The sequence below is a fragment of the Glutamicibacter sp. genome (assembly GCF_032154645.1).
GTDB lineage: Bacteria > Actinomycetota > Actinomycetes > Actinomycetales > Micrococcaceae > Glutamicibacter.
The window spans coordinates 56,176-69,511 of the sequence record NZ_JALDXV010000012.1; the positions used below are offsets into that span (position 1 = coordinate 56,176).

The 13,336-nt window shown below is 56.4% G+C and carries 11 protein-coding genes; 2 read left to right on the forward strand and 9 right to left on the reverse strand.

What is annotated here, in order from left to right; genetic code table 11:
- Positions 1–66: 66 nt before the first annotated feature.
- The 3 genes from RUH64_RS11235 to RUH64_RS11245 form a co-directional block, all read right to left on the reverse strand.
- Entirely contained in the window at positions 67–1,332 is a 1,266-nt protein-coding gene (locus RUH64_RS11235; RefSeq protein WP_313813420.1) for an MFS transporter, read from the reverse strand.
- A 90-nt stretch (positions 1,333–1,422) separates the two neighbouring features.
- Positions 1,423–2,016 carry a TetR/AcrR family transcriptional regulator gene (locus RUH64_RS11240; protein ID WP_313813421.1) on the reverse strand — a complete coding sequence of 198 codons (594 nt, stop codon included), beginning with the start codon at positions 2,014–2,016 and terminating at the stop codon, positions 1,423–1,425.
- On the reverse strand, positions 2,000–4,399 hold the full coding sequence (locus RUH64_RS11245; RefSeq protein ID WP_313813423.1) for a PEP/pyruvate-binding domain-containing protein: 2,400 nt from the start codon (positions 4,397–4,399) through the stop codon (positions 2,000–2,002). Before RUH64_RS11245 ends, RUH64_RS11240 begins: the two co-directional genes overlap by 17 nt.
- 145 nt (positions 4,400–4,544) lie before the next feature.
- Here RUH64_RS11245 and RUH64_RS11250 point away from each other — a divergent pair, with 145 nt between their 5' ends.
- Together RUH64_RS11250 and RUH64_RS11255 are read left to right on the forward strand one after the other, a co-directional pair.
- Positions 4,545–5,102 carry a hypothetical protein gene (locus RUH64_RS11250; protein ID WP_313813424.1) on the forward strand — a complete coding sequence of 186 codons (558 nt, stop codon included), beginning with the start codon at positions 4,545–4,547 and terminating at the stop codon, positions 5,100–5,102.
- Positions 5,103–5,257: 155 nt separating this feature from the next.
- Positions 5,258–5,932, forward strand: coding sequence for an NAD(P)-binding domain-containing protein (locus RUH64_RS11255; protein WP_313813426.1), 675 nt, complete (start codon positions 5,258–5,260; stop codon positions 5,930–5,932).
- A gap of 173 nt (positions 5,933–6,105) precedes the next feature.
- Here RUH64_RS11255 and nrdF read toward each other — a convergent pair whose 3' ends face one another.
- From nrdF to poxB, 6 genes are all read right to left on the reverse strand, one after another.
- Positions 6,106–7,080: a class 1b ribonucleoside-diphosphate reductase subunit beta gene (gene nrdF / locus RUH64_RS11260; RefSeq protein ID WP_313813428.1), complete on the reverse strand. Its 975-nt coding sequence runs from the start codon at positions 7,078–7,080 to the stop codon at positions 6,106–6,108.
- 212 nt (positions 7,081–7,292) lie between these two features.
- Entirely contained in the window at positions 7,293–9,431 is a 2,139-nt protein-coding gene (gene nrdE / locus RUH64_RS11265) for a class 1b ribonucleoside-diphosphate reductase subunit alpha (RefSeq protein ID WP_313813430.1), read from the reverse strand.
- Entirely contained in the window at positions 9,428–9,913 is a 486-nt protein-coding gene (gene nrdI / locus RUH64_RS11270) for a class Ib ribonucleoside-diphosphate reductase assembly flavoprotein NrdI (RefSeq protein WP_313813431.1), read from the reverse strand. The genes nrdE and nrdI overlap by 4 nt, the downstream gene beginning before the upstream one ends.
- Positions 9,914–9,965: 52 nt before the next feature.
- Positions 9,966–10,196 (reverse strand): glutaredoxin-like protein NrdH, encoded by a 231-nt coding sequence (gene nrdH, locus RUH64_RS11275; protein ID WP_141360891.1) that lies wholly within the window; start codon positions 10,194–10,196, stop codon positions 9,966–9,968.
- A 534-nt stretch (positions 10,197–10,730) separates the two neighbouring features.
- Positions 10,731–11,477, reverse strand: coding sequence for a YggS family pyridoxal phosphate-dependent enzyme (locus RUH64_RS11280; protein WP_313813434.1), 747 nt, complete (start codon positions 11,475–11,477; stop codon positions 10,731–10,733).
- Positions 11,478–11,562: 85 nt separating this feature from the next.
- The gene (poxB, locus tag RUH64_RS11285) at positions 11,563–13,287 is read right to left on the reverse strand and encodes a ubiquinone-dependent pyruvate dehydrogenase (RefSeq protein ID WP_313813436.1); all 1,725 of its coding nucleotides are present in this window, start codon (positions 13,285–13,287) and stop codon (positions 11,563–11,565) included.
- Positions 13,288–13,336 lie beyond the last annotated feature (49 nt).

Sequence of the window (13,336 nt, forward strand, 5' to 3'; positions counted from 1 at the left end):
GAAATAAATGGCGTGTTTCGCATCCGCTGAGGATGCGAAACACGCCATTGTCGTATCCGGCGCGCGCTAGTCGAGTGTCAGCATCGCCGGCACCGGGGTTGATGTCCTGCGATTAACAAGGACGACGATCGCAGCTAAGACCAGCAGCCCCAACGCCAGCCCATGGAAGCCGAAGACTGCAAGAATTGGGCCTGCACTCAGCCCGCCGGCCGCCCCGGCGAGATTCATCAGTAAATCGCTGGTGCCCTGCAGGCTCGTGCGATCCTGCACCGGCACGGCGCCTGAAACCATCGTGGAACCGGCAACGGTGGATGCCGACCAGCCCAGCCCCAGCAAACCCAATGCAACGGTAACTACTGTGGCGTTCGTCGGTGCAAACCACACGCAGAGGCTTGCAGAAATGAACAAGATCTGTCCGGCTAGGACCACCGTGCGGCCGCCAACTTTATCCGTCAGCCAGCCGAAGACCGGCGACAGAGCATACATTCCCAGAACGTGCAGGGAAATAGTCAACCCAATGATCGTCAATGTCGCACCATGGTGCTGCATGTGCACAGGAGTCATCGACATGAGCGAAACCATGTAAGCGTGGCTCAACGCAACGGTAATAACGGCCCTGCGAGCTGCGGGAATCTCACGCAGCAGCCTGAACCCGCCTCCGCGGCGCGGTTTGTGGGCTGGTTCCTTGGACTGGACCAGGGCGACCTTCATCGGGTCGGGGCGAAGTCCCGAAAAATAGATGATCATGCCGATGACTTGTGCAGCCATGGCGATCAGGAACCCGCCGGTGTACTCGGGAAGTCCGAAAGCCTGTGACACTACCTCTCCGGGCGCGAAGAGGTTCGGGCCGATGACGGCGCCGATGGTCGTCGTCCAAACGACCAGTGAAAGATCCCTGCCTCGGGTGGCTTCGCTGGAGAGATCGGTAGCGGCAAAGCGAGACTGTAAATTCATCGCTGAGGCGGTGCCAAGGACCAGCATGCCGATGAAGAGCAACGGTACCGATCCTAAGATCGCCGCGGTGACGATCAGCGCCGAGCCAAAGGCCGCAATGAGTGCGCCGGTCGACAGGGATATGCGTCGACCGTATTTGTGGGCAAGCATAGCCAGTGGAATGGCCATGGCCGCGGCGCCCAGGGTATTCATTGTCGCGGCCATGCCTGCCAAAGAGTCAAGCCCCGAAAGATGCACGATCAGCAACGAGCCCAGGGTTAGCGTTGCACCGCCGCCCAGGCCTCCCAGAATTTGTCCCAGGGCCAAGACCGAGATCGACCTGCGTCTAATGCTTTGTACCTGCACATCGGTGTAGGGCTTCACAGGTACTTCCGCCATGGGCATGCTCATTTCTTCGGTCGAAAACGTCTAATTCCAAGGTTATTGCAGAAGTTCAACTACTTTCTTGTCACGGGCCTTCTGTGTCTTCTACCTGGTGTCCTGTGCCTTCCACAAAGGCACAGCGATTTGGTCAACGAGCTGCTCTATATATTGTTCGTCTACCTCGCGGTAACTGATCAAGCGCTGCTTGAGCAGGTCTACCGGGGCGCTGAGTACAAGCTGAGGCGGAATCTGGTGCAGCTCTCCACGTTCAACCGCCCGCTCTACGACCACGCGCATCATATTTGGGCCCATCCCCCACGACATTTCTGCCATGCTGGGGGCTTGCTGGGCCAAGGATGCGGCAAGAAGACTGCGCACCAGTTGCCCGGCCGGCTGTTGAATCTGTTGCGCCATGCCCCGAAAGACCAGCAGCAGGTCTTCGCGCAAAGTTGAAGGTTCCGGGGGCATTTGCGGAATGTCCACCTGCTGCGTGGCTGCGGCGCGGATTAGCTCTTCCTTGGTTGACCACCGCCGATAGATCGACACCTTGGATGCCCCTGCGCGGCGGGCAACCGACTCGTAGCTCAACCCCGCGTAGCCCACCTCGAGAAGTTCATCGGCGGCCGCCTGAAGTATCGCATCGACAAGTTCCTGTCCACGGCGCCGTGTGGCTACCTTCTGTTCAGGATGCTGCGGCATCGGTTGCCTCGAATATTAAGCCGCGGTCGCCGTCAACGCGGATGTGCTGCCCGTCGCGCAAGGTAGAGGTTGCACTGGCGCAACCCATCACGGCTGGGATGCGGTATTCACGGGCGACGATGGCAGCGTGCGAGGCAGCCGACCCATGATCCACCACCACGGCACTAGCCCGAGCAAACAGCGGGGTCCACGATGGATTGGTCGCGGGGCAGACCAAGATTTCGCCGGCTAACAATTTGTCAAAGTCTGCAGGACTGTTGATGATCCGTACCACGCCGGTGACCTGGCCACCACCCGATCCGGTTCCATGCAGCAACGCGCCCGGAACCGGTGAAAGGTCGTAGACGGTGGCCGGTGAGATCATCGGAGCCGTTGCCAGTTCCTGATGGCGTCGACGCCGATCCGCTGCCGAGGCAGCGACATCCGCGGTACACAAGGATTCGACGGTGGCGGCGTTCAACAACTGCGAGTAGTTCAAGAACCAGACGTCCTGCGGATCATCCAACCCGCCGCCCGCAGCCAATCGTTCACCGATCTCGTTAATGGCGGCTCGCACCACCGGCATCGTTCGAGTGATCTCGAAATGGGTGTCCTCTCGAACCGAAGTAAATTTCTGGATCTGCCGCGCCCAACGACTAATCCGAGCAGCGATCGCCGGTGCACGGAAAGCGGGAGCCTTCAGGATTTCATCTAGCGCAGTGTTTTGTTGTTCTTCCGGATTCTGGCCATTGGCGAGCAACAAAATCATCTGGAACACGGGAGTGGGGTCAGCTCCCCAGGTTGCCGAGCGTGGAAGCAGGAGGCTCGCTGTTTCTCGATGGCCGTAGCGTTGCAGAAACTCCTCGACCAGTTGTCCAAGTTTTCGGGTCCGCCTGGAACTTCGGAGGCCTTCGAGCACCTCTGTCCCGGGGCGCGTTGAGAGCACTTCTAGTGCAGCGGGCACCGCAGCGAACTGTGCGGCAATCTCCTGCAGCTCGCTATTGATGCGGTGAGTGACTGTGTTATTGGTGATGGTGAGCGCCGACAACTTCGAGAGCTGTCCGCTGATAGCTAGGGCCACGATCAATTTGGCTGCCGCTGGAATGATCGGCCGCAAATATTTCACGCGCAGTTCAGTTACCAGTTGCATGGCGTCGCAGGCCCGCGCTGGAATGCTCACCAACTGCCTGAAAGGCAGCTCTTGAAGGTCTTCGCGCTCAAGGTCGGCACAGAGCTGCAGATACCGCTCATACAGTTCATCTTCATTCCATTCGCCGGCAGTCCGCTGTTGAAGGAACGCACCAAGGAGTCTTCGAGGCGTGCGCAAAGATGGGCGTGGACTGGCTGGGATGAACTCTGTAATGACGCCGTCAACCCGTTTCAAGGAAGCAGAGTAGTCGACCTTGACACCGATAATTCCGTTAAGCATTCCGCCGACCAACGGATTAATACCGGCATCGATCCACGCCTCGGCTTCAAGGATCGTGGGTCGAAGCGGCAACAGCTCAAAGAGCATGGGAGCACTTTTGCGTTCAAAGATATTGAGCTTACGCGGAGCTGGCGGCAGGGCGGTCATGGGGCGTGCCTGCAATATTGACAGTTGCTGCCCGCTCACGGCCCATTCAATATCCATAGGCTGACCAAATCCGTCGCGTATTCTTCTGCCGGCTTGTGCGATCTCCTGCAACGTCGATTCGTCGAGTTTTAGGGTGCTGCCGCCGTGTTCGGTTATTGTTCCACCGTCTTCTTTCAGACGAATAATCGTATCGGCTTGGCCCACCCTGCGTTCCAAAACTTCACCGTCGTCCTTGATAACAGCCCGATCCGTAGTAACCATGCCGGATACAACAGCCTCACCCAGTCCCGGGTTGGCTTCGATCACCACGCGATCCTGGTACCCGGCAACAGGGTCCGCAGTGAACATGACGCCAGCAAATTCTGCATCCACCATTTCCTGCACAACAACCGCTATGGACACTTCCGCATCGTCAATTTCTCGCTCTTTTCGATAGGATTGCGCGCGCTCGCTGTAGAGCGAAGCCCAGCAATCCTCCACTGCCCGGATAAGCTCCGTCTCGCTGGCGATTCCGAGGTAAGTTTCTTGCTGTCCGGCAAAAGCAGCGCCCGGAAGATCTTCCGCTGTGGCACTTGAACGTACAGCAACCAGTGGGCTGCCGAGCATTTGGTACGCCGTTCGAAGTTCTTGTGCGAGCGCGTCTCCAACGAGGGCGGAGTGCGATGACTGGTCCAGCGCCGACTGGTAGGCAGCAGTGGTGACGACGAACCCTTCAGGTACGTTCTCCCCCAATTGCATGAGTTTATTCAGGCCGTAGGCTTTACCACCTACCACGGCGAGAGAACCGGCTTCGACGGACGACAGTACAACTACATCGGGAAGAGTCATGGCCTCAGAATAGCTCAGTAGTAAACGGTCCGTATACTATTTCTACCCATAATTTCAGTTACTCTGCGCCACACCCAAGCCCTAGGTTCTGATCCCAGTGGATAACGTGAATGAAGTTGTCGGAGTGCGCTGGTAGGAATTGATCATGAATAAACATGAGCATCCCGAGACAATTGAACTTATTCACCATGTATTCACTTCAAGGACTAAAGCCTGGGGAGAATACGCATGGTCAACCCTCGTTGCTGCAGGCAAAGTTCCCGCAGATCTGGATGATCCAGAAGCACAGGATTACGTCGACCACGTCATCACCATGGCAGCACTTGCTGCCTTGGCCGAGTGGTTCGAAGACGACTATGACTTGTCAGACTTCGAACCATCATGCGAAATCCTAGAACCAAAATTCACTGTTTCACCATTCGAATTCGGCAGGTATGTTGAGATCAATGGGATAGACCCTTACGACGACGGACGGCCAAACGCCCACCATGCGGCGAAGGAAGCAGTTCTAGAACGAACAAGAACTGTCGCCCGCGATCTAAGGAACGTCCTCGGATACTCCAAATTATTCACTTCACTCTGGTCCATTGCCTACGACGAATCGATTTCTCTTCCACCTACCGAGGATGACTTGGACCGCACACTCAATCTAGAAGTAGATTCCGAAAAGGGATATCGATTCGAACGGCTTCAAGAACTCTAGACTCCAGCATGTTTGACCTCTTAGCAGCAGTTAACCCATTGAATCTTCGGATGCGCCGATTGGGAATGAATGCACAACGACGACCGTTGATATAGATGACACGTCAACTGACAGTGGGCGTAGTGTAAATTGCTAGGAATATGAGGCTCTAAACCATGAACGAGGATATCCGCACCATCGGAATCTTGGGCGCCGGTAAAGTTGGTACCGCACTAGCTCGGCTGGCGGTCGCAGCCGGATATCGTGTGCTCATTGCAGGTTCTGGAGAACCGAACAAGATTGCACTGACCATAGAAATACTCACCCCTGGCGCGATCCCGGTTCACCCGGCGGACGCTGCACGGGAAGCCGATCTCGTGATCCTTGCGTTGCCCTTGGGCAAATACCGTACGATGCCCGCCGCTGAGTTGAAGGACAAGCTTGTCATCGACACAATGAACTACTGGTGGGAAACAGATGGATTTCGTGATGATCTAAGAAATCCAATAACTTCCACAAGCGAGATCGTCCGGGAATTTCTGGGCAATCCTCGTGTAGTCAAAGCACTTAACCATATGGGATATCACGACCTAGAAGACGAAGCGAAACTGGCGGGCGCAGATCAACGCAAAGCCATCGCCATTGCCGGAGATTCCAGTGAAGACGTACAACAAGTTGCAGAATTCATTGATGCACTAGGGTTCGACCCGCTGCCAATCGGGATGCTGTCCGCCGGTGCCACGCTACAGCCAGGCAACCCCGCTTTCGGCGCCAACCTCTCCGCAACGGAGCTTCAAAAAATAGTTCCACTCCCAAATGCTGAACGGGTACTCTCCACAGCAAGAGACTAGGTCACCTTTAGTTCATTTCCACACTCAAACGCGGGACGCCACCTCAGAGGCGCCACCGCGGTCAATGTTCGATCCAGCCGCTTCGGATCCCAACATAACCAACATACAAAAGGAAGACCCAACTCCGTTCAAACACGGGTTTGGGTCTTCCTGAAAATGCAAGACTACTTTACTTAGAAGTCCCAGTCCTCATCTTCGGTATTAACGGCCTTGCCGATAACGTAGGAAGAACCTGAGCCCGAGAAGAAGTCGTGATTCTCGTCGGCATTCGGGCTTAGCGCCGCAAGAATTGCCGGTGAAACGTCGGTGACGGATGCCGGGAACATCGCTTCGTAACCAAGATTCATCAGCGCCTTGTTGGCGTTGTAGTGCAAGAACTTCTTGACGTCTTCGCTCAGGCCTACCGGATCGTAGAGATCGTGAGTGTACTGAACTTCGTTTTCGTACAGTTCAAACATGAGCTCGAAGGTGTAGTCCTTCAGCTCCTGCTTGCGCTCTTCGCTCAGACCTTCCAGACCCTTCTGGAACTTGTAGCCGATGTAGTAGCCGTGTACGGCTTCATCGCGGATGATCAGGCGGATCAAGTCAGCGGTGTTGGTCAGCTTGGCATGCGAGGACCAGTGCATCGGCAGGTAGAAGCCCGAGTAGAACAGGAAGGACTCAAGCAGAGTCGAAGCGATCTTGCGCTTGAGCGGATCTTCGCCGTGGTAGTAGCTCTCAATGATCTGAGCCTTCTTCTGAAGGTTCACATTCTCAGTCGACCAGCGGAAAGCCTCGTCGATTTCCTTGGTGGAAGCCAGGGTGGAGAAGATTGAGGAGTAGCTCTTTGCATGCACCGACTCCATGAAAGCGATGTTGGTGTACACGGCTTCTTCGTGAGGGGTGATCGCGTCAGGGATCAGGGATACTGCACCAACAGTACCCTGCAGGGTGTCGAGCAGGGTCAGACCGGTGAAGACGCGCATGGTCAGCAGCTTCTCTTCTTCGGTCAGGGTACCCCATGACTGAATGTCGTTAGACAGCGGCACCTTTTCTGGAAGCCAGAAGTTGTTGACGAGGCGATTCCACACCTCAACATCTTTTTCATCCTGGATACGGTTCCAGTTGATAGCTTCAACCTTGTTGGTTAGCTGAATCTTCTCAGTCATTGCCCCTCATCGAAAAGCGCTCGCTATAGATTATTTCGCTTAAATCGTACCCCGTTTGTCCTGCTATTCCTAATAACTTGACCGATCCCACGCGCACTTCAATCACATTCTGACTAGGTGTTATTTAAATACAGCAAGCCACCGAACCTTGAAAAGTTCGGTGGCTTGCTGACAGTCAAGTAACGCTGATTACTAGCTACAAGACCTAGGCTCTAGAGCATGCAGGATACGCAGTTATCCACTTCAGTTCCCTCAAGTGCCAGCTGGCGCAGACGGATGTAGTAGAGGGTCTTAATGCCCTTCTTCCATGCGTAGATCTGAGCCTTGTTGATGTCACGGGTGGTAACTGTGTCCTTGAAGAACAAGGTTAGCGACAGACCCTGATCTACGTGCTGGGTTGCAGCCGCGTAGGTGTCAATGATCTTCTCGTAGCCGATCTCGTAGGCATCCTCGTAGAACTCGATGTTCTCGTTGTTCATGTAAGGAGCCGGGTAGTAGACGCGGCCGATCTTGCCTTCCTTGCGGATTTCGATCTTCGCTGCCACTGGGTGGATCGACGAGGTGGAGTTGTTGATGTACGAGATTGAACCGGTTGGCGGGATCGCCTGCAGGTTCTGGTTGTACAGACCGTGCTCCATGACCGAAGACTTCAGGGCAACCCAGTCGGCCTGGGTTGGAATCTCGATGCCCTCAAACAGTTCACGAACGCGCTCGGTGGCCGGAGCCCATTCCTGCTCGGTGTACTTGTCGAAGAACTCGCCGGTGGCGTACTTCGAGTTCTCGAAGTTCACGAAGGTCTCGTTGCGTTCGATGGCGATCTTGTTCGATGCGGTCAACGCGTGGAACAGAATCGTGTAGAAGTAGATGTTCGTGAAGTCGATGCCTTCTTCGGATCCGTAGCGGACATGTTCGCGCGCCAGGTAGCCGTGAAGGTTCATCTGACCCAAACCAATGGCGTGGGACTTCTTGTTACCGTCAGCGATGGATGGAACCGAAGCAATATCAGACATATCCGACACGGCGCTGAGGGAACGGATGGCAATCTCTACCGAATGGGCGAGGTTCTTGCCGTCCATTGCCTTGGCAATATTCATCGAGCCGAGGTTGCAGGAAATGTCCTTGCCCACGGTCTTGTAGGACAGATCGTCGTTGAATTCGGAAGCCGAGGAAACCTGAAGGATTTCCGAGCAGAGGTTGGACATGGTGACGCGGCCTTCAATCGGGTTGGCCTTGTTCACGGTGTCTTCGAACATGATGTACGGGTAACCGGACTCGAATTGGATCTCCGCCAGAGTTTGGAAGAACTCGCGGGCATTGATCTTCGACTTCTTGATGCGCGAGTCGTCAACCATCTCGTAGTACTTCTCGGTGACCGAGACCTCGCTGAATGGCTTGCCATAAACGCGCTCGACGTCGTATGGGCTGAAGAGGTACATGTCCTCGTTCTTGCGCGCCAGCTCGAAGGTGACATCCGGGATGACGACGCCCAATGACAGGGTCTTGATACGGATCTTCTCATCAGCGTTTTCGCGCTTGGTATCAAGGAAACGGTAAATATCTGGGTGGTGTGCGTTCAGGTAGACAGCACCTGCACCCTGGCGAGCACCCAGCTGGTTGGCGTAGGAGAAGGAATCTTCCAGCAACTTCATTACCGGAATCACGCCTGAGGACTGGTTCTCAATCTGCTTGATCGGAGCACCGTGCTCACGCAGGTTGGTCAGTGACAGCGCCACGCCGCCGCCGCGCTTGGACAGCTGCAGCGACGAGTTCACTGCACGGGCGATGGACTCCATGTTGTCTTCAATGCGAAGCAGGAAGCAGGAGACCAATTCGCCGCGCTGAGCCTTGCCGGCGTTCAGGAAAGTTGGAGTGGCAGGCTGGAAGCGGCCCTCGATGATTTCATCGACCAGGTTCTTGGCCAGCTGCTCGTCGCCGCGGGCCAGGTGCAGGGCGGCCATGCAGACGCGGTCTTCGTAGCGCTCCAGGTAACGCTTGCCGTCGAAGGTCTTCAGCGTGTACGAAGTGTAGAACTTGAAAGCACCAAGGAAGGTTTCGAAACGGAACTTCTTGGAGAATGCGTGCTTGAACAGGTCACGGATGAAGTTCATGGAGTACTGGTCAAGGGTTTCACGCTCGTAGTAGTCGTGCTTGACTAGGTATTCCAGCTTCTCGTCGAGATCATGGAAGAACACTGTGTTGTTGTTGACGTGATCCAGGAAGTACTGACGTGCCGCGTAGCGGTCCACCTCAAACTGGATCTTGCCGTCTGGGCCATACAGGTTCAGCATGGCGTTCAGGTCGTTGTAGCTCAGGCCCTGGAACTGGGCTGGGAGCTCTTTTGAGTCCGTCATGGTTTCTGCTGCTTCTGCGACGCTGGTGTCCAAAAGGTTTCTAGCCCTTCCCTAACTCGGAGAACATCCTCTGGGGTTCCCATAAGTTCGAATTTATAAAGTACCGGCACATTACATTTCTCTGCAATGCGCTTTGCTGCAATGCAGTAGTACTCGCCGAAGTTTGTGTTGCCTGCTCCGATAACACCGCGCAGGTTTCTACGATTCTCTTCATACCCAAGGAACTTCATGATCTGAGGCAGAATTGAACGTTTTCCCCTGTCTCCCCCATACGTGGGAATCAGGAGCACATAAGGAGCGTTGGTGATGAGCTTTGGCTCGTGCGCATGGAGCGGGATCCGAGCCGAATCCATCTGAAGTTTTTCGACGAATCGCAGGGTGTTCTCCGATACCGAAGAGAAGTAGACCAACTTCGAATCGGTGAACACCAGCGGTTCGTGTGCCTCAGCGAATTGCCTGTCGGCAAGAGCTGTTGGTGGCATTGTTTTCGCCTCCACTACAGAGTGAGCGAATTGAATTTGTTTTACTGCGTGATTAGTTGGCTGGGGCCAGCAGTGCGATCTTGTCTGGGCGGAAGCCCGACCAGTGATCATTGTCGGTGACTACGACAGGTGCCTGCATGTAGCCAAGACCACGCACGTGCTCCAGCGCTGCCGCATCCTGCGAGATGTCGACCTTGTTGTACTCGACACCCTTCTTGTCCAACGCGCGGTAGGTAGCGTTGCACTGTACGCAGGAAGGCTTCGTGTAAACCGTGATGGACATAGTCCCTGATCCCCTTTAAAAAGTCCTTGTTTCAGTTCATCGACCTGCGGTTTCCGCCGCGGGGAGAACTGTCCTTTCGGATGCCTCAAAAATGCTTTTCGAGGTGTTTTCGGCGTTTATCGCGCCATCGGGTTCAATACTACATCTTGTGCTTACCCGGTCAAGCAACCACTACATGATGTATTACCAGTATCTCATTCATACACCGACCAGTCCACAGGAACTGTGGATAGTTGACCTCGTTTAAACCGCGATTTCTCGCGGTCGGGCTTCGTTTGTCCACAGTTTTGTCGATTGTGCAGGCGGTTTAAAAATAGTTTTGTGAGATGTCCGTCGGTGTGTTTTGCGCCCTTCAACTTGTGTCTCAAGCACTAGTTGTGCCCTACCTGTAGTGTCCTCTGAGCTACCGACGATTTAGCCTGAGAAGCAACGCGCTGTGCATTGCAGAAGGTCCCCACGGCACAGCACGCCATGGACGTGAAGGACTTCAGCTGTACTTTGACGAGCCTGCTGAGCGGCTCCCTCCGGGAACCGCTAGGCAGTGGTCGGGTACTTGCGGGCGCCGAAGATGCCCTGGCCCACACGCACGACCGTGGCGCCTTCCTGGATGGCGAGCTCGAAGTCGCCGCTCATCCCCATGGAGAGTTCGGTGAAGCTCTCAGGCGCCCCTGCTTCCTGCAGCTGCTGCAGCGTCTGGCGTAGCAGGCCGAAGCTTGCCCGGATGCTTGCCTCGTTCGTGGTGTTGGCCGCCATGGTCATCAACCCCACGGGAATCAGCCGGTCAAGCGGTTCAATGGCGGACAGTAACTGCGCTGCCTCGTCAGCCTGGATTCCCGACTTTGATTCTTCGCCGGAGGTATTGACCTGGATGAAGACCTCCAGCCGGCGGTCTTCTACCTCTAGCCGGCGTTGCAGGGTTTCGGCCAGCTTGAGTGAATCCAAGGCATGGAACTCGTCGGCGAACTGCGCCACAAATTTTGCCTTGTTGGTTTGCAGGGGGCCGATAATCGAGTAGCGCAGATGAGGGTAGTCTTCTACGAATTCCTCGTGCTTGGCCATGGCTTCTTGCACCTTGTTCTCCCCCAGGGTGTCCACTCCTGCGGCGATGGCCAGCCGCAAGCGGTCTGCCGGAATCGTCTTGGTTACCGGCAGAAGGCGCACCGACGCTGGGTCGCGTCCCACCGAGGTTGCGGCGGCGTTGATTCGTTGTTGAACCGCAGCAAGATTGTGGGAGAAATCTTCGGTGGTTGCTGCCTGTGCCGCAGCCGGTTGCGAAGTCAAAGCGTCGACGCCTCTTTCTGAAAGGTTAAAAGCAAATGCTGGCGCCGCCGCAACGGCACCAGCATTAAGCATAGGCAATTTATCCCTAGAACATTTGACGCCAATTGGTTTTGGCGAGATCCAGCAGTTCATCGCCGCGCCCCGAGAGCACCGTGCGAATGGCGTAGAGCGCGAAGCCCTTGGCCTGCTCCAGCTTGATGGCCGGCGGCATCGACAACTCCTGCCTGTCGGTAACGACGTCTAGAACCGCGGGTCCGTCATGGGCCAGGAACTCCTTGATGGTGGCGGGCAGCGCGGAGGCGTTTGTCACCCGGTAGCCCTTGAGACCCGACGCGTTGGCGACCGCCCCGAAATCGGGATTCTGCAGATCGGTGGCATAGGTGACGAAGCCGGCGGCCTTCATTTCCAGCTCCACGAAATTCAAAGAGGAGTTGTTGAAGACGACTACCTTAACCGGCAGCTTGTTCTGCGTTGCCGTGAGCAGCTCACCGAGCATCATGGTCAGGCCGCCGTCTCCGGCGAAGGCTATGACCTGGCGCTTGCGGTCCACCGCCTGCGCTCCCAGTGCGTGGCACAGGGCGTTGGCCATGGAGCCGTGGTTGAAGGATCCGAGGACTCGACGGTCCCCTGTCATGCTCAGGTAGCGGGCGGCCCAGATCACCGGAGAGCCGACGTCGGCGGTGAAGATGGCGTCCTGGTCCGCCGCCTGATCGATGAGCCGTGCAAGGTACTGCGGGTGGATGGCAGCACCGTCCTTGGACGGCGTGGCCAGCTCATCGAGCTTGGTGCGGGTCTTGCGGTAGTGCTCCAAGGCGTTGTCCAGGTGTTTGCGCTTGGTCTGCGTTGGCAGCATCTCAATCAGCGCCGCCGCGGTGTCCTTGACGGTGCCGACCAGCGGGTAGTCCACCCTGGTGCGTCGGCCGATCTGTTCGCCTCGGATGTCTACCTGAATGATTCTCGCCTGCTGCGGATAAAACTGCTGGTAGGGGAAGTCGGTGCCCAGCATCAGCAGCACATCGCACTCGGCGATGGCCTTGGCCCCGGAGGCGAAGCCGAGCAAACCTGTCATGCCGACGTCGAAGGGGTTGTCGTATTCGATGTGCTCCTTGCCGCGCATGGCGTGGACGATGGGCGCCGCCAGCTTGTCTGCCAGGGCGATGACCTCGTCGTGGGCTCCCGCTACGCCGGCCCCGGCAAGGATGGTCACCTTCTTGGAGCTTTCAAGGACTTCCGCGACCTGTTCCAGCTCTTCTTCGCTGGGCAGCACCCGCGGATTGGCCTTGAGAATTTTCTGCGGCTCGGCGCGTTCCATCTCCGCCAACGCCACGTCCCCGGAAATCACCAGAACTGCAACACCGCGCTTCTCTATGGCTTCGCGCATGGCGATGCGCAGCATGCGGGGCATCTGCTTGGGATCCGAGACCTGTTCGGCGTACACCGAGCAGCCACGGAAGATCTCCACCGGGTGGGTTTCCTGGAAGTAGTTCGAGCCGATTTCATCGGTGGGGATGTGCGCCGCAATGGCAAGCACCGGGACCCGCGAGCGGTTGGCATCGTACAGGCCGTTGATCAGGTGCAGGTTGCCCGGACCGCAGGATCCGACGCAGACGGCGATCTCTCCGGTGATCTCCGCCTCCGCTGCGGCGGCGAAAGCGGCGCCTTCTTCGTGTCGGTGGTGCACCCATTCGATAGTCCCGTTTTCACGCAGAGCATCGGTCAGTCCGTTCAGCGAGTCCCCCGGGACCCCGTAGATGCGGCGGATACCCTGAGCATCGAATTGGTCAATGATGTGTTCTGCAACGTTAGGCAAGGCGTCTCCTGTAGTAACAGTGGTGTTATCACTTGTCAGACTACTTCGC